Here is a 23,401-nt window from a genome sequence, read left to right as displayed (position 1 = left end):
TCGGCGCCCCCGTGACCACCACGACCGAGGCGACGCTCGACGTCGTCCTGACCGTCCTGCCCGGCGTCGGCCCCGCGCTCGGACGCGAGCTGGCGCGTGCCGGATTCGCGGTCGGTGCGATCGACGCCGACGACGAGGAGGTCGGCCTCGAGGTCCCGGCGACGCCGGAGTCGCTCGCCGCGCTCGCGGCGCTGCGGACCGCCGTCGCCGCGCACGCGGTCCTCACCTCGCCCGCGCCGCGCCCGACCGGGCTGACGGCCACCGAGGTGCTACGCGCGTTCGCCGCCACGCTCGAGCTCCTCGCGCGGCAGCGGCCGCGCGTGCGGTTCGGTGCGCTGCGGCTCGAGGCGGCGGGGTCGCACACGCCGCAGATGCAGCGCGTCGCGCAGGAGCTGGCGGACGTGGCCGGGCTCGAGGTCGACGCCGAGGACGGCGACCTCCTCGTCCGCGTCCGGCGCGCCCGCTGGGGCCAGGGCTGGGAGCTGCTGGTCCGCACGACGCCGCGGCCGCTGGCCACGCGGGCGTGGCGCACCGAGCGCTACCCCGGGGCGCTGAACGCGACGATCGCGGCGGCCGTCGTGGACGAGCTCGGGGTGGAGCACGGAGCGAGGGACGGTGGGCAGCGCTTCGCCGACCTCATGTGCGGCTCCGGCACGATCGTGATCGAGCGCCTGGCGCGCGGCGGCGTGGGGGAGGCGCTCGCCGTCGACGTGAGCGCCGAGGCGGTGGCGACGACGGCGGTGCACCAGCGCGCGGCGCGCGTGCGCGGGCGGGTGGTCGCGCGCGTCGCGGACGTGGCCGACCTCGCGGCGGACGCCACCCTGGCGGGAGGCTACGACGTCGTCGTGGCCAACCCGCCGTGGGGCGAGCTGCTGGGCGAGCACGAGACCAACGCGGCGCTCTACGAGCGGCTGCTCGACGCGATCGACCACCTCGGCGCGCCCGACGTTCGGGCCGGGGTGCTGACGCACGACATCCGGCGGTTCGAGTCGGTGCTCGCGGCGGACCCGCGCTGGCGGCTCGTCGCCCGCCCGCAGTACTTCGCCAAGGGCCACCGCCCGCGGCTGTTCGTCCTCGCCCGCCGCTGATCCGCGAGGCCCTTTCGGGCGTCTCCGAGGTACTTTCCGTGCGGCGTCAGCCCAGGTGCGCGACGAGCCGTTCGGCGTAGCCCGTGTAGTCGGCCGGGGTGAGAGCGAGCAGTCGCTGCTCGACGTCGTCCGGCAGCCCGAGGTCGCCGATGAACGCGCGCATCCCCTCGCCGTCCACGCGGCGTCCGCGCGTGAGGTCCTTGAGCCGCTCGTAGGGGTCGGCCATGCCGGACGCGCCCGCGATCCCCGCGGCCCGCATCGCGGACTGCACGGCCTCGCCGAGCACCTCCCAGTTCCCGTCGAGGTCGCGCGCCATGGCGGCGGCGTCGACGTCGAGGCCCGCGAGGCCGCGCGTGACGTTCGCGATCGCGAGCAGCGAGTGCCCGAACGCGATGCCGATGGTGCGCTGGCTCGAGGAGTCGGTGAGGTCGCGCTGCAGGCGCGACGTGACGAGCGTGGCGGACAGGTTGTCCAGCAGCGCGCTGGAGACCTCGAGGTTGGCCTCGGCGTTCTCGAACCGGATCGGGTTGACCTTGTGCGGCATGGTCGAGGAGCCCGTCGAGCCCTGCGCCGAGAGCCGCTGCGTGAAGTAGCCGAGGGAGATGTAGGTCCACACGTCGGTCGCGAGGTTGTGCAGCACGCGGTTGAAGCGCGCGACGTCGGCGTACAGCTCCGCCTGCCAGTCGTGGCTCTCGATCTGCGTGGTCAGCGGGTTCCAGGTGAGGCCGAGCCCCTCGACGAACGTCCGAGCGACCTCCTCCCAGTCGGTCCCGGGCACCGAGACGGCGTGCGCGCCGAACGTGCCGGTCGCGCCGTTGATCTTGCCCAGCGTCTCGTCCGCGGCGATGCGCGCGAGCTGCCGGCGCAGCCGGTGGACGACGACGGCGAGCTCCTTGCCGAGCGTCACCGGCGTGGCGGGCTGGCCGTGGGTCCGCGCCAGCATCGGCGTCGCGGCCTGCGCGCGAGCGAGGTCGGCGAGGGCGTCGCTCACGCCGGTCGCCGCGGGCAGCCAGACGTCGTGGACGGCGGAGCGGACGGTGACGGCGTAGGCGAGGTTGTTGATGTCCTCGCTCGTGCAGAAGATGTGCACCAGCTCGCTCGCGGCGGGCAGCGACGTCTGCCCGAGCACGCCGGCGGCGTCGGCCAGCCGACGCTTGAGGAAGTACTCCACGGCCTTGACGTCGTGCCGCGTCTCGGCCTCGATCGAGCCGAGCTCGGCGATCTGCTCCGGGCCGAACGTGGCGACGACGTCGCGCAGGTAGTCGACCTCGGCGTCCGTGAGCGTGGGGGCCCCGGGGACGGCTCCGGTCGCGGTGAGGTGGATCAGCCACTCGACCTCGACGTGCAGGCGGGCCCGGTTCAGGGCCGCCTCCGAGAGGTGGTCGACCAGCGGGGCGACGTCGGCGCGGTAGCGACCGTCGAGCGGCCCGAGGGCGATGGTGGGGTCGTCGGCGAGAGGGGCCCAGGGCTGGCCGGTGGGCCGCGTGGTCGAGGACATGCCTCCAGTGTCCCGTATCGGCTCGACGATCGGCGGGCGTGACCGATCGTTGGGCGGGCGGGGTCCCCGGCTGTCCCCGGGCTTGCCGCACGTCGAGCGGATCCACGAACCGTTCCGGCGGTCGTCCACGGGATTGCACGCCTCCCTACATTTACCGCATGAACCTGCCCGTCCCGGGGGCGTACCCCCTCCCCATCGGTGTCGGCGACGCCGTGTCCCTCACCTACGACGCCTGGGTGGCGGTGCTCCGCGCCGAGCCGGCGATCTGGGGTGGGGACGCCGCCGTCGCCTACGCGACGGCGCGGGAGGCGGACCTGGCTGCAGCGCGGAGGGCTCGCGACCGTGTCACCGAGGCGGTCCTCGCGCTGGAGGTGCTCCAGGCCTCGCGGATGACGGCGTTCCTCGCGTTCCAGGGCACCCCGCCGTCGAGCACCGGCGTCCCCGGCGCGCCGCCCCGGCCGGTGTCGGCTCCCGAACCGTCCCCCGCTCGCCCCGAGCCGATCCGTCCCGTGCGACGGAGCACGGCGTGAGCGCCCTCGTCGTGGCGACCGACTCCGTCGAGATCGACGCGCTCGCGCTCGACCTCGAGATCGCCCGCTCGTGTGCCGCGACGGCGCTGGTCGATCTGACCGGCGCGCGGGTGCGGGTGCTCGGCGTGTCCGACACCCCCGACGGTGCGCGCGGGGCCGCCCTGAACGCCGTAGGCCTGGCCATGGCCGCGGTGACGTCGCTGGAGGGCGCGATGGTCGACCGCGCCGCGGCGCTCCGGGAGGCCACCAGGGTCTACGAGGGCGCCGAGGAGGCGGCGACACCCGAGATGCCGTCGTGGTTCTCGCCGCTCCTGGGTCCGTTCGGGTGGGCGGTCGGGATCGGGGAGGCGCTCGGCAGCGCGGCCTGGGCGGCGGTGGCGGGTGAACCGATCTTCCCCGGCGAGCGGATGGCGCGGCTCGTCGACGCGCTCGGTGTCGACCGACTCGCGTCGGTGACGCAGATCGTGGCGCCCCATCTACCCGCCGGGGCGACCTTTCCCTTCCTGCCCCCCTCGATCCTGGCGGCGAGCCCGGCGCAGCGTGCCGTCGTGCTCCAGCCCCCGGGTGGCCCGCTCGGGGAGCCCGCGGCGGGAGGGCTGACCGACCTCGCCAGACGGGTCGGTCTCGTGGACGACGAGGCCGAGGGAGGCACCGGTGTGGTCGAGGTGCAGAAGATCGTGCAGCCCGACGGCACGGTGAGCTGGACCGTCGCGGTCCACGGCGCCAAGAGCATCAGTCCCTCCCAGCCGTTCAGCTGGCAGGAGACGGTGGGAACCTACGTCGGCGCGGGCAGCACGGGCGAGACGCTGATCGTCGCGGCGATGGAGGAGGCCGGGGTCGGACCGGGCGAGGCCGTCATCCTCGCTGGGCACTCGTTCGGGGGCATGGCCGTGACACGGCTCGCGAGCAACGCCGACTTCAGGCGTCGGTTCGACGTGAGGGGGGTGGCGACGTTCGGCGCCCCCGTCTCGCACATGCCGGCTCCGCCGCCCGGGGTCGCGACGATCAACGTCGCGCACGCGGAGGATCCGGTCGCGGGGCTCTCCGGCGACGTCGGAGGACGCGAGGGCGGACCGGCGGAGAACGAGGTGCTCGTCACGCGCGAGCTGGACGGGTCGGGCCACGGGACGGATCCGGCGACCGCCCACGACATGGACGTGTACGAGGAGACCGCGGCGATGGTCGAGTCGGAGCCGCTGGCGCAGCTCCACGACTGGGAGCGGGCGCTGGCGCCGCACTGGGCCGGGGAGGGTGCGACGGTCACCGCCACGACCCACCGGGGATCGGTCGGGTGACCTCAGCCGCGCTCGCTCCGCGACCGCGGTCGCGGGAGCACCGCCGTCAGGATCATCGTGGCGAGCGAGACCACGATGCCGCCCAGCACCGCCGCGGGCCAGAACCCGTCGACCTGCAGACCCCAGGCGAAGCCACCGGTCACCCAGTCCACGAGCAGCAGCATCAACGCGTTGACCACGATCCCGAACAGTCCGAGCGTGAGGACGTAGAGCAGGAACGTCAGGGCCGCGACGATCGGCTTGATGATCATCTGCACCAGCGCGAGGACCGCGCCGACCACCAGGTAGACGAGGACCTGCTGCCACCACTCGGACACCGCGGTCACCGAGATGCCCCGGATCAGCAGGTCGGCCACCCACACGGCACCGGCGGAGACCACGGAACGCCACACGAACTCCTTCATGTCCCCAGTCTCGCACCCGCCGCTCGGGCATGCTTGGGGCATGGCTACCCCTCCCCGCAAGGTCAGGCTGCGCGAGTCGGTCCTGGCGCTTCCCGCGTACGTTCCCGGAGCCCGCCCGCAGGGCGCGATGGTCGAGAAGCTCTCGTCCAACGAGAACCCCTTCCCGCCGCTGCCCGGCGTGCTGAGCGCGGTGACCGACGCCGCGGCCGACCTCAACCGCTACCCCGACATGGCCACGAGCGAGCTCATCGCCGCGCTCGCGGAGCTCAACGGCGTCGAGAACGACCAGATCGTCGTCGGCAACGGGTCCACGGCCGTGCTCGAGACGATCCTGAAGGCCCTGTGCCAGGAGGGCGACGAGGTCGTCCACGCCTGGCGCTCGTTCGAGGCCTACCCGATCGCGGTCGCGGTCACGGGCGCCACCTCGGTGCCGGTCCCGCTGACGAGCGAGGGGCGGCACGACGTCGACGCGATGCTCGCCGCCGTCACGGACCGCACGAGGGCGATCCTGCTCTGCACGCCGAACAACCCCACCGGACCCGTCCTGACGCAGGCCGAGGTCGAGCGGGTGCTGGCCGAGGCGCCCAGCGACGTCCTCGTCCTGCTCGACGAGGCCTACGTCGAGTTCGTGCGCGACCCCGACGTGGTCGACGCCGCCTCCCTCCTCCCGCACCACTCGCGCCTGGTGGTGCTGCGCACGTTCTCCAAGGCCTACGGCCTGGCGGGCCTCCGGGTGGGCTACGCCGTCGGCCGCGCCCGACTGGTCGGCGGGTTCCGTGCCGCCTCGACGCCGTTCGGCGTCAACGCCCTCGCGCAGGTCGCCGCGCTGGAGTCGTTGCGGCACCGGGCGGAGCTGCTCGAGCGCGTGGAGCAGCTCGTGCAGGAGCGCGGGCGCCTCGTCGCCGCGCTGCGCGGCCAGGGCTGGGACATCCCCGACGCGCAGGGCAACTTCGTCTGGTTCGACGTCGGCGATCGCGCCGGCGTGCTGGCCCGCGCCTTCGCCGAGGCGGGCGTGATCGTCCGACCGTTCGCCGGTGAGGGCGTGCGCGTCACGGTCGGCGACCGCGATGCGAACGACATCGTCATCGACGTCGCGGGGGACTTCATCGCCGGAGCGTGAACCCGCGAGGCCCGGGATTCCGGGCCTCGCGAGCGGGTCGTGGATGCGAATGCCAAGTTACGCTACCGTAGGCTACGCATCCGTAGGTTACGACGGCGATCCCGTCGCGACCCGCCCGCCACACCCCCGAGGAGCCGCGTGAGCAGCACCGAGACCCCCGTCGCACCGGCGGGCACCACCGAGCTGAGCTGGCCGGACCCGTGCGAGGTCGCCGGGACCGTTCGTCTCGTCGCCCCCGACGGTTCGCGCCTCCCGGCGCAGGCCCTCGAGCTCAGCGGTCACGGCGTCTATGCCGCCGCCGCCGCACGCACCACCCCCGATCAGCTGCGCGCCATGTACCGCGACATGGTCCTGACGCGTGCCTTCGACCGTGAGGCCACGAGCCTGCAGCGGCAGGGAGAGCTCGGGCTGTGGCCGGAGTGCCGCGGGCAGGAGGCGGCCCAGATCGGGTCGGCCCACGCCCTGCGTCCCCGCGACCACGTCTTCCCGTCCTACCGCGAGCACGGCGTCGCGCACGTCCGCGGTCTGCCGCTGCACGAGCTGCTCCACCTCTTCCGCGGCACGGAGCACGGCGGCTGGGACCCTACCGCTCACGGCTTCCACCTGTACACCCTGGTGATCGGTTCGCACACGCTGCACGCCACCGGCTACGGGATGGGCATCCAGCGCGACGGCGACGTCGGCACCGGCACGGACCGCGACCGCGCCGTCGTGGCCTACTTCGGTGACGGTGCCACGGCGCAGGGCGACGTCAACGAGGCCCTCGTCTTCGCCGCGACGACCAACGCCCCCGTCGTCTTCTTCTGCCAGAACAACCACTGGGCGATCTCGGCCCCCACCTCGGTCCAGACCACGGTGCCGCTGGTCGAGCGCGCGTCCGGCTTCGGCATCCCCGGTGTCCGCGTCGACGGGAACGACGCCGTCGCCGTCAAGGCCGTCACGGAGGCGGCGCTGGAGCGCGCCCGCGCCGGTGGTGGCCCCACCTTCATCGAGGCCGTCACCTACCGGATGGGCGCGCACACGACGTCGGACGACCCCACGCGCTACCGCGAGCGTGCCGAGGAGGAGGCGTGGTCGCGCCGCGACCCGATCGAGCGCCTCGCCGCGCTGCTGCGGGCCGAGGAGCACGCCGACGCCGACTTCTTCGCCGCCGTCGAGGCCGAGTCCGCCGAGCTCGCCGCCGGTGTGCGCACGTACTGCCGCAGCCTGACGCCGCCGCCGGCCGCCACGATCTTCGACCACGTCTACGCCTCCGAGCACCCCCTCGTCGCCGAGGAGAGCGCGTGGTTCGCGCAGTACGAGGCCTCGTTCGACGGCGCCCCCGCGGGAGGCCACGCATGAGCGCCGAGACCGTCGAGACCGCCGAGACGTCCGCGACGGTGGAGACCTCCTCCCGCCCGAGCACCGAGCGCCTCCCCATGGCGCGCGCCATCAACGCCGGCCTGCGCCGCGCGCTGGCCACCGACGACCGCGTCATGCTCATGGGCGAGGACATCGGCCGCCTCGGCGGCGTCTTCCGCGTCACCGACGGGCTGCAGGCGGAGTTCGGCACGCAGCGCGTGGTCGACTCGCCGCTCGCGGAGTCCGGCATCCTCGGCACGGCGATCGGCCTGGCGATGGCGGGCTACCGGCCCGTCGTCGAGATCCAGTTCGACGGGTTCGTCTTCCCGGCCTTCGACCAGATCACCACGCAGCTCGCCAAGCTCCACTACCGCTCGGCCGGTCGCCTGCAGGTGCCCGTCGTGATCCGCATCCCCTACGGCGGCAACATCGGCGCCATCGAGCACCACAGCGAGTCGCCCGAGGCGCTCTTCGCGCACACCGCCGGCCTGCGGATCGTCACACCCGCCACCGCCGCCGACGCGTACTCGATGATCCAGCAGTCGATCGCCTCACCGGATCCGGTGATCTTCCTCGAGCCCAAGGCCCGGTACTGGGACAAGGGCGAGGTCGACCTCTCGGGCGACGGCGTCGACCTCGGTCCGGACGGCTGGCGCTCGCTCCACGTCGCGCGCACGGTGCGCACCGGCACCGACCTCACGATCGCCGCCTACGGCCCCACCGTCGCGACGGCGCTCGCCGCGGCCCAGGTCGCCGAGGGGGAGGGGCACGACGTCGAGGTGGTCGACCTGCGGTCGGTCTCGCCGATCGACGTCGACACGCTGGCCGAGTCCGTCGGTCGCACGGGACGCCTCGTCGTCGTGCACGAGGCCCCGATGTTCTTCGGCCCCGGCGCGGAGATCGCCGCCCGCGTGACCGAGCGCTGCTTCCACCAGCTCGAGGCGCCGGTGCTCCGGGTGGGCGGGTTCCACACCCCCTACCCCGCCTCGTCCGTCGAGAAGGAGTACCTGCCCTCGCTCGACCGCATCCTCGACGCCGTCGACCGCTCACTCGCGTACTGACGTCGACCCGGCCCTACCCGCCGCTCTGCGCCCTCGTGCCCGCCGGTCGGACCGGCCCCGCCCCACCCCTGACCCGTGAAGGACCTCCCGTGCCCCAGCTCCAGCGCTTCGCCCTCCCCGACGTCGGTGAGGGCCTCACCGAGGCCGACATCGTCGGCTGGCGGGTCGCCGTGGGCGACACGGTCGCCGTCAACCAGGTGATCGTCGAGATCGAGACCGCGAAGTCGCTCGTGGAGCTGCCGAGCCCGTGGGACGGCGTCGTCACGGAGCTCCTGGTGGCCGAGGGGCAGACGGTCGACGTCGGCACCGCCATCGTCGTCGTCGACACCGATCCGGACGGCGAGGAGAGCGACGACGACACCGGCGGTGCGGCGGACGTCCCGGCCGCCGAGGCCGCCGGCTCGACCGGCACCTCGGGCGGCGTGCTCGTGGGCTACGGCACGTCGCACGCCGCGACCACGCGCCGGCCGCGCCGGGGTGGCGCGGCGCCCGCCGCGAGTCCGACGCCGTCGCCGACGCCCGCGCCGACCCGCGCCCCCGCACCGATCCCCGCCCCCGCCGCCACTCCCACCCCCGCCGTCGTGCCCGCACCGGAGACGGCCCCCGGTCGGCCGGTCGCGATGGTCTCGACGCCGTCGCCCACGGGTGCGCCGATGCTCGCCAAGCCGCCCGTGCGCAAGCTCGCGAAGGACCTGGGGATCGCGCTCGACACCGTGACGCCGTCGGGCCCCGGCGGGATCATCACGCGCGACGACGTCATCGCCCGCTCGCGGCAGGGCGAGGCCCGCACGCTCGCCACCTACCCGGGTGACGACACCCCGTGGCTGGCCGACGGCGTCGTCTCGGGCGACGGTCGCCAGACGCGGGTGCCCGTGCGCTCGGTGCGTCGCCGGACGGCCGAGGCGATGGTGGCCTCCGCGTTCACGGCGCCGCACGTGACGGTCTTCCAGACGGTCGACGTGACCCGCACGATGAAGCTCGTCGCGTCGCTGCGCGAGGACCGCGAGTTCGCCGACGTCCGCGTGACGCCGCTGCTCATCGCCGCGAAGGCGCTGATCCTGGCGATCCGCCGCCACCCGGAGATCAGCGCGGCGTGGGACGAGGAGCGTCAGGAGATCGTCTACAAGCACTACGTCAACCTCGGCATCGCTGCCGCGACACCGCGCGGGCTCGTGGTCCCGAACATCAAGAACGTCCACAGCATGCCGCTGCACCAGCTCGCCGAGGAGATCGCCCACCTCACGAGCACGGCGCGCGCCGGCCGCACGCAGCCGTCGGAGATGCGGGACGGCACCGTCACCATCACCAACGTCGGCGTCTTCGGGACCGACACCGGCACCCCGATCCTCAACCCGGGGGAGTCGGCGATCCTCGCGTTCGGCGCGATCGCGGAGCGCCCGTGGGTCCGCAAGGGCAAGATCAAGCCGCGCTGGGTCACACAGCTCGCGCTGTCGTTCGACCACCGGCTGGTCGACGGCGAGCTGGGGGCCCGCGTGCTCTCCGACGTCGCCCGCGTGCTCGAGGATCCGGCGCACGCGCTCGTCTGGGGCTGACCGACCCCTCGTTGTGCACCGATGGCCGCCATCCCCGTGGGGTGGCGGCCATCGGTGCACAACGAACGGTCGGGCGTGCCCGACCTACCAGCCCTGGCCGCCGCCGTCGCCGCCCTGGCTCTCCTGCTCCTGCTGCTGACGCTCGGCCTCGGCCTCGGCGTTGCGCTCGGCGACCTCGCGCTCCTCGTCCGTCATGTCGGGGTCCTCGCTCGCGCCGGTCTGCTCCTCGGTGGGATCGGTCGGTGCAGGGTCCTCACCGCTCGGGTCGTCGCTGGGGTCGGCGGGGTCGTCGGCGGGGTCGCTCGGGTCCTGGCTGGGATCCGAGGGGTCGGTGGGATCGCCGCCCTGCTGGCCCTCCTGCTCCTGCTGCTGCTCGCCCTCCTTGCCCTCCTGCCGCTCCTGGCTCTCCTGAGCCTCCGACTCCTGCTCGGAGTCGCCGCCGCTGCCCGAGCCGCAGCCCTCCAGCTGCGCGAGAGCCTGGTCGTAGTAGGCGATCGCCATGGCCGGATCGGCCGCGAGCGCGGCCTGGTCGCCGAGGCCCTCGTAGGTGAGCGAGAGGTTCATCGCGACGAGGCACTCGTCGCCGCCGCGCTGACCGTCGGTGCCCTTCGGCACGATCTCCAGCGCGCGCTCGAGCTCCTGCGACGCCGGGAAGAAGGCCCCGCCGGCGTACCGGGCCGTTCCCGCGTTGTAGTACGGCTTCCAGCGCTCCAGCGCGTTGACGTTCTGCAGCCACGTGAACTGCCGGGTCGCGGTGGCGTAGCTCTGGGACGCGTAGGAGCGCTCGCCCACGATGACCACCGTCGTGATGGTCAGCAGGTAGATCGCGGCGAGCAGGAAGACGGCCACGACGGGGGAGGACCACACCAGGAGCTTGCGACGCCGGGCGGCGGCCTCGGCGAGCGCGCGCGCCTCCTGGGCCTGCTCGATGGTCTCGAACTGCCCCGGTGCGGGCAGGGACGTGAGGGTGGGGCTCACGGGGCACCGACCTTCCTGGTGGCGGATGCTCGGCCGAAGCCGGGACGTCGCGTCTCGAAACCGTCGGGTCCCAGGCGCGTGGGGTAGGCGCGGGCGATGACGAACAGCTCCCACGCGATGAGCCCGAGCGCGATCGCGGCGGCGGGCCACAGGATCGGCCGGTACAGGACCTCCTCGCGTCGGCCGTCGCCCGCGATGTCCTGCAGGTCGACGCCCGACGTGAAGCCCTCCACCGTGTCCGGGGTGATGCGGTGGACGTAGGTGACGCCGAGCTGCTCGGCGATGGTGCGCAGCGTGACCTCGTCGATCACGGAGACCGCCTCGGCCCCACCGTTGGCGTCGTCGGTGATGTACGGCGCCTGGTCGGCGGGCGTGACGCCGTCGTAGCTGCGCATCCGGCCGCCCTCGGCGGTGCCGTAGCCCAGCACCGCGCCGCCGTCGACCAGCGGGGCGAGCGGCGCGTAGGAGGCGAGCTCGGCGTCGGCCGACGAGCCCGAGCCGTCGGTGTTCTCGCCGTCGGACAGGAAGTAGACCAGGCGCACGTTGTTCGGGTTGCGTTCGGCGGCGCCCGTGAGCGCCGTCTCGAGCGCCGCGAGCGGGCGGTCCACCTGCGAGCCGGCCGAGTAGGAGGTCAGCTCCTGCCGCGCGGTCTCCGCCCACGACTTCACGGCACGCGCATCGGTCGTGAGCGGCAGCTGGCGCGTGGCCTGGGAGTCCCAGGCGATGACGGTGTACCGGCCGCCGGGGAAGGCGTCGACGATCGCGTCGACGTCGTGGCGCACGCCCGCGAGGCGGGGCTGCGCGCCGTCGTAGTCCTCCGCGGCCATCGATCCGGTGCGGTCGACGACGAAGAACACCTCCGCGTTCGTCTGCAGCGTCGCGCCGGTGCGGTCCACCACCGACGGCCCCAGCAGGATCGCCACGAGCGCGACGGCGGCGCCCGTGCGGCGCACCCACGCGCCGCGGTGGCTGCGCTGGCGCGCGAGCTGCACCAGGCAGAACACCACGATCGGTCCGGCCACGAGCACGAGGGCCCACAGGGGCCAGAGCGGTTGCAGCGTCATGTGCGCAGCCTCCAGAGCACGACCACGAGGACGCCGAAGGCCAGCACGAGCACGGTGGCGGGCACCACCGGACGGTCGGTCACGACCACCTCGGGCGTGGCCTCCAGGTCGATGGCCTGCTGGGACTGGATGCGCTCGATGATCGCGTCGACCGCGGAGGGGTCCGAGGCCTCGAAGTACAGGCCGTTGTGGGTCGCGACCACGTCCTCGAACTCCTTCTGCTCGGCGGCGGAGGTGTCGGTGCTGGCGCCGGCGTAGATCCCGATGATGCCGATCTGACGGGCGGCGACGGCGTCGGCACCCGCGGGGAGCGTGTAGATCGGCGTGCCGAGCACCTGGTTGTCCGAGGCCAGGATGATCGTGCGGGAGCGGTCGGCGTCGGCCTCGTCGAACAGCAGACCGCAGCTCGCCAGGCCGTCCCCGATGAGCGAGCTGGACGTCTCCGTCGCGAGCTCGGTCCCGGTGATGAAGTCGAGGATGCGGTCGAGGTCGTCCTGGTCGTACGACCCGTTGTAGTAGGCGTCCATGTCGAAGTCGAGGGCGGTGCGCGCGATCCCGAGCTCCTCGGCGATGAGGCCGTAGTCGTCCGTCAGCGGGAACACGGTGCGCGAGGTCTGGTTCCAGATCGACAGCGCGATGCGCTCGCCGTCGAACCCCTCCACGAGCGTGAGGAACTGGTCGATGATCTCGGCGTCGTACTCGACCATCGACCCGGACACGTCCAGGCACAGCACGATGTCGCGCGTCGCGAGCTCGGAGTTGAGCACCTGCCGGTCCACCGGCCGCGCGAGCAGCACGCCGGCCGCGACACCGCCGGTCAGCGCGACGACGGCGACCGCCGCCAGCCCCACCCGGTAGCGCGCCAGACGGCTGCGGAAGGAGGCGAGCTGAGTGAGGTAGGAGGCGTTCGCGACCCAGCGAACGCTGGCGGGGGTGCGCGGTCCGGTGCGCGTGACGTAGCCGACGACGGCGACGGCGAGCAGCACGACGACGGCCACGACGATCAGCCACGGCCGGTCCAGGGCGCTGGTCACCACGTGCGGATCACCTCCCGGGCCTGCTCGCTCGCCGACAGCGCCTGACCGTCGGACGCGGCGGCGAACGCGGGCTCCTGGTAGTCGTCCAGCAGCTCCTGGATCGCGCCGCCGTGCTCGAGCCGGCCGAGCTCGCGGACCGTGAGCGAGGAGACGTCGACGCCCGCCCGCTGCGTCGCGAACTGCCGGATGGTGTGGTTGAGGTCGAGGTGGAGCGCGCGCAGGTCGGACTCGCCGTCCGCGTAGCGCGCGTAGGCCTCGTCGACGGCGGCGAGGTGCTCCGCGCGGATCGCGGCGTAGGAGTCGGTCCGGCTGCGGCGCGCCTCGATGGTCTTCGGGCGCGTGGTCCACACGACCCACCAGTACCAGGCGGCGACCAGGACGATCAGCAGCACGCCGATGCCCCACACCCACCACGAGTACTGCGCGGGCGGCTGCGGGTCGGCGGGGACGGCGAGGACCACGTGCGCCAGGACCGTCGCGGCGTCGCCGCCGCTACCGGCCGGCACGTCGGCTCCGTCGCAGCAGGTCCATGAGGCGGTCGACGGCGTCGGCCTCGCTCGTGACGGTCACCGACTGCACGCCGTAGCGGCGCAGCATGGCCGAGACGTCGGAGCGGCGGCGCGCGACGGCGTCGCGCGCCTCGGCGGCCAGGTCCGAGCGGGCGCGCAGGAACTCGGGGATGCCGAGCGGGGAGTCGACGTCCTCCACGGCGTCGTCGCCGAACGAGGTCGGCAGCGCGTCGGCGACCTGGATGACCATGAGCTCGTGGCGCGTGCGCAGCCGCTTGATCGTCTGCTCGGACTCGAGCGGCGGGCGGACCTCGTCGGTGATGACGACGACGAGGCTGCGGCGCGTGAACCACGTCAGCACGCGGTCGAGCACGTGCGTGATGTTGGAGGTCGGGGCGTCGAGCGCGAACATCGCGTCGATGCGGCGCAGCAGCATCTCCATGTGCGCGGTGCCGCCGCGCGCCGGGATCTGCACGACGCGCTCGCTGTCGCCCGCCACGAGGGCCAGCTGGTCGCCCCGGCCGCGTGCGAGGTAGCCGACCACGTCCGCGACGAACCGGGCGATGTCGGCCTTCGTACCGCCGTCGGGCGCCAGCGCAGCCATGTTCCGGCCGGTGTCGACGGCGAGGACCATCGCCAGGTTCGACTCGCGCTGGAAGCGGCGGATCACCGGGTGGCCGGTGCTCGCGGACGCCTTCCAGTCGATGTCGCCGACGTCGTCCCCCGGGCTGTACAGGGCCATCTCGTCGAAGTCCTGGCCGTGCCCGGAGAACAGCGAGCGGTGCCGCCCGTCGAGCAGCCCGGCCGCGCGGCGCACGAGCGGCAGGTCGAGCCTGGCCCGGACCGCGGCGAGGCGCGAGTGGGCCTGGCTGGAGGAGATCGATCCTCCGGCGCCGCCCGGTCCGGCGAGGGGCGGTGTCGTCACGGGCTCGGGACCGCCGCGAACACCGCGTCGATCAGCGACTCCGGCGGCACGTTGTTGGCCAGGGCGTCGTAGGTGCGCACGATGCGGTGGCGCAGGACGGCGTGGCGGAGCTGCTTGACGTCGTCGGGCACGACGTAGGCGCGGCCGTGCTGGAGCGCGAGGGCCTGACCCACGCGCATCAGCGCGATCGAACCGCGCGGCGAGGCGCCCACGCGGACGTGCTGGTTGAACCCGGGCAGCGGTCGCGGCCCGCCACCGCGCGTGGTGTTGATGATCGCCACGATGTACTGCTTGATCGCGGTGTCGACGTAGACCTTGTCCACGAGCTGGCGCAGGAAGACCGTGTCGTCGATCGTGATGGGCTCGACCGTCAGCGGAGCCGTGAGGGAGCCCGAGGACATGCGCTGGAGGATGTCGACCTCGTCCTCCGGTCCGGGGTAGGTCAGCACCTCCTTCATGAGGAAGCGGTCCATCTGGGCCTCGGGCAGCACGTAGGTGCCCTCCTCCTCGATGGGGTTCTGCGTGGCCAGCACCATGAAGGGCGTCGGGAGGGGGTAGACCTCGCCGCCGATGGAGGTCTGCTTCTCCTGCATCGCCTCGAGCATCGCCGACTGCGTCTTCGCGGACGAGCGGTTGATCTCGTCCAGCAGCACGAGGTTGGCGTGCACCGGACCGAGCTGCGTGGAGAACTCACCCGTGGCGTAGTTGTAGATCTGCGTGCCGATGATGTCGTTCGGCATCAGGTCCGGGGTGCACTGGATGCGGCGGAAGGTGCCGCTGACCGCCGAGGCGAGCGTCTGGGCGCTCAGCGTCTTCGCCAGGCCGGGCACGGACTCCAGCAGCACGTGGCCGCCGGCGATGAGCGAGGTCACCAGTGCCGTGCGCAGCCCCTGCTGTCCGACGATGCGCTGGTCGAAGACGCGCCCGAGGCGGTCCAGCAGCTCGGTGGCGCGCTGACCGTCGTCGTAGGAGATCGGGCTGGTCTTGGGCGCCAGGTGGGTGGACTGAGTGGTCAAGGAGGTCCCGTTCGATGCGAGTGTCCGGTGCGGGTGGGTGACGAACGCCAGTCATTGTGCCACCGGGACCTGGTGCCGGGCCGGGGCGACGGCGGGGAGCGGTGCCCATCGGTGGGCACGGGCGTTCGTCGGGACACCGGGCGCTCGGGCGCCGCGCGCGCGACCGTACTCTTGGGAGGTGGTGAGCACCTCGACCCCGGCCGCCGGAAAGCGCGCGACGTCGCCGACGTCGCGCCCCTCCGGCGCGGCTCCTGCCGGGTCGGGCGGGCCCGACGACGCGCGTGACGCCACCGGTGTCCCGCTCGGTCTGACGCTCGTGACGGCCGCGGTCCTCGTCGTCGTCGCCACCCTGGTCGGCATCGCGCTCTCCGGCGCGGCCACCCCCACCGTCCTGGCCGATCCGGGCGCCCTCGTGCGCTGGGGTCTGCCGGTCCTCGACGCCGTCGTGCAGACCGCGTGCGCCGTCACGATCGGCGCGCTGGTCCTGGCCGCCGTGGTGCTGCCTCGCTCGAGCAGCGGAACGCGTTCCGGCTCAGGGTCCGGCGGCGCGCGACGTGCCGGCCGCACCGCCGTCGCCGGTCGTGCGTGGCCGCTCGCGCAGCGCACCGCGGCGTGGGCGTCCGTCGTCTGGACGATCTCGCTGGTCGGCCAGCTCCTCCTCACCTACGCCCGGGTGTCCGGCCAGCCGCTCGGCGGCGAGCAGTTCGGTGCCGAGCTCGGTGTCTTCCTCACGCAGATCGAGCTCGGCCAGGCGATGGCGTGGGGCCTGCTGCTGACGGCGCTCGCCTCGCTCCTGGCCGTCGCCGCGGCCGGCTACACCTCGGCGCTGTGGGCCGCCGTCGTCGCGCTCGCGGCGCTCGTGCCCGTCGCCCAGACCGGGCATGCGGCGGGTGCCGCCAACCACACGCTCGCGGTCGGGAGCATGTGGCTGCACCTCGCGGGCGTCACGATCTGGATCGGCGGGCTCGCGGCGCTCGCGCTGGTCGCCGGGCGTCTGGGACGCGACCTCGCCCCGGCGGTCGAGCGCTACTCCTCTACGGCGATCTGGGCCTACGCGCTCGTCGCCGTCTCCGGCGTCGTGAACGCCTCGATCCGCCTCGGTTCGCCGGCCGACCTGACGACCGCCTACGGCGTGCTGCTGATCCTCAAGGTCCTCGCCGTGCTCGCGCTCGGAGCGGCCGGGTGGTGGCACCGCCGTCGCACCATCCCCGCGCTCGCGGCCCCCGCCTCCCCCCGGCGGTCGTTCGCGTTCTGGCGCGTGCTCGCCGTCGAGATCCTCATCGCCGGGGCGACCATGGGCATCGCCTCCGCGCTGTCCAACACCGCCCCGCCCGTCCCCGACACGGTGCCGCAGGACGTCAGCCCGGCCGAGGCGATCACGGGTGCCCCGGTGCCCGCCGAGCCGACCCTGCAGGGGTGGGTCACGGGCTTCTCGCCCGATGTGCTGGTGCTGACCGGGGTCGTGAGCGCCGCCGTCGTGATCCTGGCCTGGTACGCGCGGCTGCGACGCCGCGGCGACCACTGGCCGGTGGCGCGCGTCGTGTCGATCATGATCGGCCTCGCGCTGATCGCGTGGACCTCGAGCGGCGGCGCCGCGGTGTACGGGCACATCCTGTTCAGCGCCCACATGGTGCAGCACATGGTGCTGGTGATGCTCGCCCCGATCTTCCTCGTGCTCGGTGCGCCCGTGACGCTCGCCGTCCGCGCGCTGCCCTCGCGCGGCGACGGCTCCCGAGGGCCGCGCGAGCTCCTGCTCGGGCTGGTGCACTCGCGCGTGGCCGGGGTGTTCGCCAACCCGATCGTGGCGGCGGTCAACGTGGCCGGCAGCATGGTCGTCTTCTACTACACGCCGCTGTTCGAGCTGTCGCTCACCAATCACCTCGTGCACCTGTGGATGATCGTGCACTTCACGCTCGCCGGGTACATGTTCGTCAACGTCCTCGTGGGCATCGACCCCGGTCCGAAGCGGCCGAGCTACCCGCTGCGCCTGGTGCTGCTCTTCGCGACCATGGCGTTCCACGCGTTCTTCGGGCTCTCGCTCACGATGGGGGAATCGCTGCTCGCGGCCTCGTGGTTCGGGGCGCTCGGGCTGCCCTGGGGCGTGGACGCGCTCGCGGACCAGCGCTGGGGCGGGGCGTTCGCGTGGGGCTTCGGCGAGGTGCCGTCGCTCGCGCTCGCGATCGCGCTCGGCTTCGCCTGGATCCGCGACGACGAACGCGCGGCCAAGCGCCTCGACCGCGCGTCGGACCGCGACGGCGGGGCCGACCTCGACGCCTACAACGCGAGGCTCGCCCGGATGTCCGGACGGCCCGCCCCGGCGAGCGACACGCCGGCCCGACCCGATCAGGAGACAACCCCGTGAGCGCCACCCCAGCCGCCACCGCCGTCAGCAACGCGGACATCGCCGCGCTGATCGCGGACGTCCCGGACTTCCCCAAGCCGGGCGTGACGTTCAAGGACATCACTCCGCTGCTCTCCTCGCCGGAGGGCTTCGCGGCCACGGTCGCGGCGCTCGCGGCCTCCGCGCCGTCGGGCATCGACGTGGTCTGCGGCATGGAGGCGCGCGGCTTCATCTTCGGGGCACCCGTGGCGCTCGCGCTCGGGGCGGCGTTCGTGCCGGTCCGCAAGCCCGGCAAGCTGCCGCGCGAGGTCGTCGAGACGACCTACGACCTCGAGTACGGCACGGAGACGCTCGCCGTGCACGCCGACGCGATCACGCCGGGGGCGCGGGTGCTGATCGTCGACGACGTGCTGGCCACGGGCGGCACGGTGGCCGCCACGGCGGACCTCGTGCGCCGTCTCGGCGGCTCGCTCGTCTCGGTCTCCGTGGTGCTGGAGCTGGCGTTCCTCGGGCCGCGCGCGGTGCTGGCGGGGCACGGGATCGACGCCGTGACGGCGCTGGTCACGTACGAGGACTGACGGCCCGGGCACCGTGGCAACGGTGACCAGCAAGCGGGCTGCGCGGAGCCACCCTGGACTTGATCACAACGCCGGCGTTGCAGGTGGGGGACCCTCACCGTGCATCAATTCGTTCAGCCTATTCGCGCCCTGTGAGATGGCCGTGCTTCGCTGCGCTGAGGGGGGATGACGGCCGCGGAGCTCGCGGGCGCCTTTGGTGATCTGCGCGGCCTCCCGGATGCGGGCGAGGACGAGGTCGGCCTCGAACTCAGCGACCAGCCGAGCACGTTGAAGAGCAGCCCTCCGACGCTGTCCGAGGGGTCGTTCGTCCGAACGGCCGAGGTCGAGGTCGACGCCCTCTGGCTGTGATCTCGTCGGCGACGTTGCACGCGTCGGGCAGGGAGCGGGCGTATCGGTCGAGGTTGGTGATCATGAGGGTGTCGCCCTTGCGGACCGCGGCGAGGGCTTGGGACAGGCCGGGGCGGTCGCGGTTGCTGCCGGTGAGCCCGTGGTCGACGTAGATCGGGTCCGGTGTCACGCCGAGGGTGGTGAGGGCGTCGCGCTGGGCGGTGAGGTCCTGCCCGGTGGTCGAGACGCGTGCGTAGCCCACTCTGGTCCCGGTCACGGCGCCAGCGTTGCAGATAAGGGACCGTGACCGTGCATTAAATCGTGCGACCTATACGCTCGCGGTGACCCCAGCATCCGTCTAAACGCTGGAGGAGCTGTGGGGTGCACGGTGGGGGATCCCCTACCGTGCGCCGTCGAGTAGGGGCCGCGCCAACGATGAACACAACGCGCGCTTTTCCTAGTGTTGAAGGTTTAGCCGTACAGGTGGGCCAAGTCACCGGCCAGAGCGGCCTTGACGAACCGGGCCGGGTCGTCGACTAGAACCTCGATTGCACCGGTCTCGAGGCCTGCCAGGCTGGCGCGGGCCACCTCGGCCGAGTCGATCTTCGGGCCGTCGTTACCGGCCATCATGTCGGTGTCGGCTGCGCCCAGATGGACCCCCTGGACCAGGACTCCCTGCCCGGCGAGCTCAACCCGGACACCGTTGGTCATGTTCCACTGTGCCGCTTTGGCCACCGAGTACGACCCTGACCCCGCAGCGGTCGCGACCCAGGACAGGACCGACAGGATGTTGACGACGGCGCTGGGGCCATTGGCGACCAGGACGGGGGCGAAGGCGCGGATGACACCCAGCGTGCCGAACAGGTGAGTCTCCAGGTCGGCACGGATGTCGGTGACCGGAGAGGAGAGCAGGCTGGCGCCGGTGGTGATGCCGGCGTTGTTGACGAGCACGGTCACGTCCGAGGCGGTGGCTGCTGCCTTCTTGATGGAGTCCTCATCCAACAGGTCCAGGTGCAGCGCGATGACTCGCGGATCGCTCACGTCCACGAGGTCGGGTCGTCGGGCACCGGCGTAGACCTTTCGCGCGCCCTGGGCCAGGAGCTGCTCGACAAAGCGTTGCCCGATCCCTCGATTCGCACCAGTCACTAGGGCGATCGAACCGTTGATCTGCATAGTCATCCTCTCGACGTGGGGTGGGTGGTAGCGCAGGGAGCGCTCGGGTGCACCCCGACCCAGCGCTGGGTACGCTAGAACTTCACATCGACGTCAAGGGCAAGCCGGTGAACGTCTGGCCGAGCTGGGAGGGTCAGCAGTGACGGTCGAGGACCTTCGCATCGGGGAGATTGCCCAACAGGCTGGGGTGAGCACTCGAGCTCTGCGCTACTACGAGGAGCAAGGACTGCTGCATCCTCGGCGCACCCCCAGCGGCCAGCGCATCTTCCCCGTCTCGGCCGTGGAGCGTGTCCAACTCATCCAGCAGCTGTTCGACGCGGGCCTCAGCAGCCCCCTCCTGGCGGTGCTGCTGCCGGCCATCGATGAGCGCCACCTGGCCCCGGCGCTTTCGGCTCGTCTGCTGGTCGAGCACGAGCGCCTGGAGGCAGAGGTCTCCGCGCTGCAAGCAGCCAGCCGCCGCCTTGCCGCCTTGATCAAACTGGTCGAGCACCCCGATGACGCGACGTGCCCAGGATCGTTGAACGAGGCAGTCAACGAAGACCCCTCGACGTCGCAGAAAACGACCCCAACAACGCGACGCCGTCTCGGCCGCGCCCCCTGACCCGACTTTTGAGAGACGGGAGCGTCAGGACGGTTGGCGGAGGCCGTTAAGAAGGAGGTCGGCAGCGGCGTCTAGCGCCGAAGCCGGTACGCCGTCGAGGAGCTGGGTGGATATCCCGAGCACGAAGGAGTGCACCAGGGTTGCCGACACCGCAGGATCGAGGTCGGCCCGGAGGGCCCCGGTGTCGACACCTCGACGGATGCACGCCCCGATGCCCGCCCGGTCCCGGGCGCGCCGCGCTGAGACGACGCGGCGCGCGGAGACGTTGTCGCCGCCATCCGCGCCCACAGTGGCGGACAGAGTTACCAGGCACCCGCCTGGGTGGGCAGGGTCGGACTGCATCGCGATGGTCCCGTGGAGCATCTGGTCGAGCGCGGCGAGAGGGTCCAGTGTCAGGTCAGCGACGATCTCGCTGACACTCCCAGGCCCGGCGACATACCGCTCGACCGCACGCTCGAACAAGCCCTCCTTCGACTCAAAGGCGCCGTAGAGGCTCGCAGCCGACAGTCCGGTGGCCGCACGCAGCTGCGAGATCGTCGACGCCTCATACCCGTGGTGCCAGAACACCTGCATCGCGGCATCGAGCACCTCGTGCTCGTCGAAGGTCCTCGGTCGTCCCGGCCGTGCCATCTCAGTCCTCTCGGTCGCCCGACACTCTATTCGGATCGTACGTTCCAGTTTGACACGTCGCGAAAGAGGAATGACTATGGGAACGATCGTTCCGTAACTAGAGAAGAGCCGTCATGGCCACCCCCGCACTCAAGTCCACCGTCTCGAGGCCCTCAGGAGGCGACCGCCCCTTGCCCATCTTGGCCCTGCTGCTCATGGCCTCCAGCGGATTCATCATCATCATGACCGAGACACTCCCGGCCGGTCTCCTCCCGCTGCTGGCCACCGAGTTCCAGGTCAGCGACGGCAGCGCGGGCCAGCTCATCACGGCATACGCACTCGGCACCGTCCTGGCCGCGATCCCCACGATCGCGATGACACGTGGGGTCTCCCGTAAACCGCTGCTCGTGGTCGGGCTGGCCGGCTTCTTCGTCGCGAACACCCTCATGGCCTTCGCTCCCACCCTCGCGATCGCGCTCGTCGTGCGCTTCATCGCCGGAGCGTTCTCGGGGCTGATCTGGGGCATGCTCGCGGGCTACGCGCGCCGCATCGTGGCCCCCGAACAGGCCGGTCGCGCTCTGGCGATCGCGATGGCCGGCACGCCGCTCGCGCTCTCGGTCGGAACGCCGCTCGGCGCCTGGCTCGGCGCAACCGTCGGCTGGCGGTGGTCCTTCGTTAGCGTGTCCGTCCTCACCGTGCTCGTCGTGCTTCTGGTCATGGCTCGCGTGCCGAACGCGCCGGGACAGCGGTCCGGTACGCGCCTTGCGCTTCGCGGCGTGCTCGTGATCCCGGGCGTCGCCGTGGTCCTCAGCGTGGTTTTCGCCTGGATGTTGGCCCACAACCTGCTCTACACCTACATCGCCCCGTACCTCGACGGCGCGAGAGTGCCGGTGCGCCCTGACGTCGCGCTCTTCGTCTTCGGCGTCGCCGCGTTGGCAGGTATCTGGATCACGGGCGCTCTCGTCGACACGTCGCTGCGACGACTGACCCTCGTGAGCACGGGTGCCTTCGTCATGGCGGGCTCGCTGCTCCTGGTCGCTTCGTCGTCGCTGCCGATGACGGTGGGTGCGGTGATCTTGTGGGGAGTCGCGTTCGGCGGCTCAGCCACTCAGCTCCAGACGGCGATCGGCGACGCGGCCGGCGAGAGCGTCGACGTCGCAAACGCGATGCTCACGACCGCATTCAACCTCGCCATCTTCGGCGGAGGGGCCGTCGGTGCGCTCCTGGTGGACGGCAGCGGCCCGGCGGCGCTGCCCATGGCGATGATCGCGCTCTCCGCGGTCTCCCTCGTGACCGTCGCTCTCGGTCGCAGGCACGCCTTCCCGCGCGGGCGCCGGTAGATGGCGGATCCGGATCAGCTTGCTCCCTGTGGAAGAACAGCGACCGGCAGACGAGCCCACCTGTCGCCGTGAAGCCCCTGTTAGTGGGCGGTGACCGGATGGTTATGGGCGCTGACGTGGGCCATCTCCCGGTGAAGGTCAGCGCTAGGGCAGCTTTGCCCCGGGGACACCACCGATCTTTCGCCAGCATGTCCGTTAGACGATCGGCTACCGCTCCCTGCAACCCGAGCTGCGCTGAACCGGCTCTACCTCGCAGTCGCGCCCGTTGACCTCCGACCGTGGCGGATCCCCGACCGCGGGTGGCTTCGGGCATCGGTCGGGGAGGTGTCAGCCAGAAGATAGTCGGTTGCAGCAGTGACCGCTGCTGGGCTCGAAGAAGGAATCTTCGGCCCAGCAGCGATCACTGGTGGATCAGGAGGACGTGCGGGCGCGCCTCCTGTTTGCGGCTGCGAGTGCAGCGCCACCGATCAGGAGAAGAGCCGCGGCGCCGGCCATCCCTCCAACCGTTGCCCCGGTAACAGGAAGGCCGGGCCGAGCCGGTGGAGCCGTGGGTGCCGTGGGTGTCGTCACGGTGGAGGGATCTGAACTGACCGGAGGACCAGCCGGAGTGACCCCGGTAGCGATAGCCGTGTTACTCAGGCGGCTCGAGCGCAGATCATCTGACGTGACGACGTAGGTCGCAGTAAAGGTCCGCGCCTCACCGGGGCTCAGCGTCGCACTAGAGGGGCTCATTGCACCGAGCTGTCCCGTGCCCGAGAACTGAGTCTCGACCGGGGCGGCGTCGGTGATGGTGACGTTGCCGGTGTTGGTGACCACGAAGGTGTAGGTGATCTCCTGGCCGGCGGTGGTGATGAGCTCGGTGTCAGAGGTCTTGACCACGGTCAGTGCCGGGGTGGGGTCGCTGGGGATGGTGACGTCGGAGGGCGGGACCGGGGGCAGTTCGGTGCCCGGCGGGGGGGTGCCGGTGGCGGTGGCGGTGTTGGTGACCTCGCCGGCGTCCACGTCGGCCTGCG

General features: G+C 72.3%; 23 protein-coding genes and 1 pseudogene. 12 read left to right on the top strand and 12 right to left on the bottom strand.

Going from position 1 to position 23,401, the window contains the following annotated elements; translation table 11 throughout:
* Nucleotides 1-11: 11 nt before the first annotated feature.
* The gene (locus SERN_RS14315; protein ID WP_135850848.1) at nt 12-1,088 is read left to right on the top strand and encodes a methyltransferase; all 1,077 of its coding nucleotides are present in this window, start codon (nt 12-14) and stop codon (nt 1,086-1,088) included.
* A 46-nt stretch (nt 1,089-1,134) separates the two neighbouring features.
* Here the strand turns inward: SERN_RS14315 and purB are convergent, their stop codons facing one another.
* Nucleotides 1,135-2,586: an adenylosuccinate lyase gene (gene purB, locus SERN_RS14310; RefSeq protein ID WP_135850847.1), complete on the bottom strand. Its 1,452-nt coding sequence runs from the start codon at nt 2,584-2,586 to the stop codon at nt 1,135-1,137.
* Nucleotides 2,587-2,744: 158 nt separating this feature from the next.
* Here purB and SERN_RS14305 point away from each other — a divergent pair, with 158 nt between their 5' ends.
* Nucleotides 2,745-3,116, top strand: a complete 372-nt coding sequence (locus tag SERN_RS14305; RefSeq protein ID WP_135850846.1) for a hypothetical protein — start codon at nt 2,745-2,747, stop codon at nt 3,114-3,116.
* A complete protein-coding gene (locus tag SERN_RS14300; protein ID WP_135850845.1) occupies nt 3,113-4,411 on the top strand; it encodes an alpha/beta fold hydrolase in 1,299 nt (432 codons plus the stop codon). Before SERN_RS14305 ends, SERN_RS14300 begins: the two co-directional genes overlap by 4 nt.
* Before the next feature lie 2 nt (nt 4,412-4,413).
* Here the strand turns inward: SERN_RS14300 and SERN_RS14295 are convergent, their stop codons facing one another.
* On the bottom strand, nt 4,414-4,815 hold the full coding sequence (locus tag SERN_RS14295; RefSeq protein WP_135850844.1) for a phage holin family protein: 402 nt from the start codon (nt 4,813-4,815) through the stop codon (nt 4,414-4,416).
* A 40-nt stretch (nt 4,816-4,855) separates the two neighbouring features.
* On the opposite strand from SERN_RS14295, the gene hisC reads away from it, so the two are divergent.
* From hisC to SERN_RS14275, 4 genes are all read left to right on the top strand, one after another.
* Nucleotides 4,856-5,935 (top strand): histidinol-phosphate transaminase, encoded by a 1,080-nt coding sequence (gene hisC / locus SERN_RS14290; protein ID WP_135850843.1) that lies wholly within the window; start codon nt 4,856-4,858, stop codon nt 5,933-5,935.
* A gap of 138 nt (nt 5,936-6,073) precedes the next feature.
* Nucleotides 6,074-7,276 carry a pyruvate dehydrogenase (acetyl-transferring) E1 component subunit alpha gene (pdhA, locus tag SERN_RS14285; RefSeq protein ID WP_233251726.1) on the top strand — a complete coding sequence of 401 codons (1,203 nt, stop codon included), beginning with the start codon at nt 6,074-6,076 and terminating at the stop codon, nt 7,274-7,276.
* Nucleotides 7,273-8,337 carry an alpha-ketoacid dehydrogenase subunit beta gene (locus SERN_RS14280; RefSeq protein WP_135850841.1) on the top strand — a complete coding sequence of 355 codons (1,065 nt, stop codon included), beginning with the start codon at nt 7,273-7,275 and terminating at the stop codon, nt 8,335-8,337. The genes pdhA and SERN_RS14280 overlap by 4 nt, the downstream gene beginning before the upstream one ends.
* An 89-nt stretch (nt 8,338-8,426) precedes the next feature.
* Nucleotides 8,427-9,890: a dihydrolipoamide acetyltransferase family protein gene (locus tag SERN_RS14275; RefSeq protein ID WP_135850840.1), complete on the top strand. Its 1,464-nt coding sequence runs from the start codon at nt 8,427-8,429 to the stop codon at nt 9,888-9,890.
* Nucleotides 9,891-9,974: 84 nt separating this feature from the next.
* On the opposite strand, the gene SERN_RS14270 is transcribed toward SERN_RS14275, so the two are convergent.
* The 6 genes from SERN_RS14270 to SERN_RS14245 are packed head-to-tail and all read right to left on the bottom strand — an operon-like array spanning nt 9,975 to nt 15,419.
* Nucleotides 9,975-10,868, bottom strand: a complete 894-nt coding sequence (locus SERN_RS14270; RefSeq protein WP_135850839.1) for a hypothetical protein — start codon at nt 10,866-10,868, stop codon at nt 9,975-9,977.
* Nucleotides 10,865-11,932: a vWA domain-containing protein gene (locus SERN_RS14265; RefSeq protein ID WP_135850838.1), complete on the bottom strand. Its 1,068-nt coding sequence runs from the start codon at nt 11,930-11,932 to the stop codon at nt 10,865-10,867. The genes SERN_RS14270 and SERN_RS14265 overlap by 4 nt, the downstream gene beginning before the upstream one ends.
* Nucleotides 11,929-12,969, bottom strand: a complete 1,041-nt coding sequence (locus tag SERN_RS14260) for a vWA domain-containing protein (protein ID WP_135850837.1) — start codon at nt 12,967-12,969, stop codon at nt 11,929-11,931. The genes SERN_RS14265 and SERN_RS14260 overlap by 4 nt, the downstream gene beginning before the upstream one ends.
* Nucleotides 12,963-13,475, bottom strand: a complete 513-nt coding sequence (locus SERN_RS14255) for a hypothetical protein (RefSeq protein ID WP_135850836.1) — start codon at nt 13,473-13,475, stop codon at nt 12,963-12,965. The genes SERN_RS14260 and SERN_RS14255 overlap by 7 nt, the downstream gene beginning before the upstream one ends.
* On the bottom strand, nt 13,462-14,403 hold the full coding sequence (locus tag SERN_RS14250; RefSeq protein WP_135850835.1) for a DUF58 domain-containing protein: 942 nt from the start codon (nt 14,401-14,403) through the stop codon (nt 13,462-13,464). The genes SERN_RS14255 and SERN_RS14250 overlap by 14 nt, the downstream gene beginning before the upstream one ends.
* Nucleotides 14,400-15,419 (bottom strand): AAA family ATPase, encoded by a 1,020-nt coding sequence (locus tag SERN_RS14245; protein WP_135850834.1) that lies wholly within the window; start codon nt 15,417-15,419, stop codon nt 14,400-14,402. Before SERN_RS14245 ends, SERN_RS14250 begins: the two co-directional genes overlap by 4 nt.
* 178 nt (nt 15,420-15,597) lie before the next feature.
* On the opposite strand from SERN_RS14245, the gene SERN_RS14240 reads away from it, so the two are divergent.
* The 3 genes from SERN_RS14240 to SERN_RS15910 all read left to right on the top strand — a co-directional run bounded on the left by SERN_RS14240 (nt 15,598) and on the right by SERN_RS15910 (nt 18,686).
* Nucleotides 15,598-17,781 (top strand): cytochrome c oxidase assembly protein, encoded by a 2,184-nt coding sequence (locus tag SERN_RS14240; protein ID WP_233251725.1) that lies wholly within the window; start codon nt 15,598-15,600, stop codon nt 17,779-17,781.
* A complete protein-coding gene (locus SERN_RS14235) occupies nt 17,778-18,338 on the top strand; it encodes an adenine phosphoribosyltransferase (RefSeq protein WP_135850832.1) in 561 nt (186 codons plus the stop codon). The genes SERN_RS14240 and SERN_RS14235 overlap by 4 nt, the downstream gene beginning before the upstream one ends.
* Nucleotides 18,339-18,503: 165 nt before the next feature.
* Complete coding sequence (locus SERN_RS15910) at nt 18,504-18,686, top strand: hypothetical protein (protein ID WP_233251747.1); 183 nt, start codon at nt 18,504-18,506, stop codon at nt 18,684-18,686.
* Nucleotides 18,687-18,732: 46 nt separating this feature from the next.
* On the opposite strand, the pseudogene SERN_RS15905 reads toward SERN_RS15910, so the two are convergent.
* Nucleotides 18,733-18,927, bottom strand: a pseudogene (locus SERN_RS15905) (recombinase family protein); the annotation flags it as partial.
* Between the two features lie 209 nt (nt 18,928-19,136).
* Nucleotides 19,137-19,838, bottom strand: a complete 702-nt coding sequence (locus SERN_RS14225) for an SDR family oxidoreductase (RefSeq protein WP_135850831.1) — start codon at nt 19,836-19,838, stop codon at nt 19,137-19,139.
* A 139-nt stretch (nt 19,839-19,977) separates the two neighbouring features.
* Here SERN_RS14225 and SERN_RS14220 point away from each other — a divergent pair, with 139 nt between their 5' ends.
* On the top strand, nt 19,978-20,439 hold the full coding sequence (locus tag SERN_RS14220) for a MerR family transcriptional regulator (RefSeq protein ID WP_135850830.1): 462 nt from the start codon (nt 19,978-19,980) through the stop codon (nt 20,437-20,439).
* Between the two features lie 24 nt (nt 20,440-20,463).
* On the opposite strand, the gene SERN_RS14215 is transcribed toward SERN_RS14220, so the two are convergent.
* Nucleotides 20,464-21,069, bottom strand: coding sequence for a TetR/AcrR family transcriptional regulator (locus SERN_RS14215; protein WP_135850829.1), 606 nt, complete (start codon nt 21,067-21,069; stop codon nt 20,464-20,466).
* Between the two features lie 170 nt (nt 21,070-21,239).
* Here SERN_RS14215 and SERN_RS14210 point away from each other — a divergent pair, with 170 nt between their 5' ends.
* Nucleotides 21,240-22,388, top strand: a complete 1,149-nt coding sequence (locus SERN_RS14210; RefSeq protein ID WP_233251724.1) for an MFS transporter — start codon at nt 21,240-21,242, stop codon at nt 22,386-22,388.
* A 411-nt stretch (nt 22,389-22,799) separates the two neighbouring features.
* On the opposite strand, the gene SERN_RS14205 is transcribed toward SERN_RS14210, so the two are convergent.
* Nucleotides 22,800-23,401, bottom strand: a 602-nt coding sequence (locus SERN_RS14205; RefSeq protein WP_456300117.1) for a DUF7507 domain-containing protein, incomplete at its 5' end; no start/stop codon positions are given.

The organism is Serinibacter arcticus (genome assembly GCF_004786095.1).
GTDB lineage: Bacteria > Actinomycetota > Actinomycetes > Actinomycetales > Beutenbergiaceae > Litorihabitans > Litorihabitans arcticus.
Note: the sequence above shows the minus strand (reverse complement) of the source record. Positions and strands in the feature narration are given on the sequence as shown.

What these genes read in the sequence shown, in the direction of transcription:
- purB (WP_135850847.1), bottom strand. Translation starts at nt 2,586, where the DNA reads ATGTCCTCGACCACGCGGCCCACCGGCCAGCCCTGGGCCCCTCTCGCC.
- SERN_RS14305 (WP_135850846.1), top strand. Translation starts at nt 2,745, where the DNA reads ATGAACCTGCCCGTCCCGGGGGCGTACCCCCTCCCCATCGGTGTCGGC.
- SERN_RS14295 (WP_135850844.1), bottom strand. Translation starts at nt 4,815, where the DNA reads ATGAAGGAGTTCGTGTGGCGTTCCGTGGTCTCCGCCGGTGCCGTGTGG.
- hisC (WP_135850843.1), top strand. Translation starts at nt 4,856, where the DNA reads ATGGCTACCCCTCCCCGCAAGGTCAGGCTGCGCGAGTCGGTCCTGGCG.
- SERN_RS14280 (WP_135850841.1), top strand. Translation starts at nt 7,273, where the DNA reads ATGAGCGCCGAGACCGTCGAGACCGCCGAGACGTCCGCGACGGTGGAG.
- SERN_RS14265 (WP_135850838.1), bottom strand. Translation starts at nt 11,932, where the DNA reads ATGACGCTGCAACCGCTCTGGCCCCTGTGGGCCCTCGTGCTCGTGGCC.
- SERN_RS15910 (WP_233251747.1), top strand. Translation starts at nt 18,504, where the DNA reads ATGACGGCCGCGGAGCTCGCGGGCGCCTTTGGTGATCTGCGCGGCCTC.
- SERN_RS14225 (WP_135850831.1), bottom strand. Translation starts at nt 19,838, where the DNA reads ATGCAGATCAACGGTTCGATCGCCCTAGTGACTGGTGCGAATCGAGGG.
- SERN_RS14215 (WP_135850829.1), bottom strand. Translation starts at nt 21,069, where the DNA reads ATGGCACGGCCGGGACGACCGAGGACCTTCGACGAGCACGAGGTGCTC.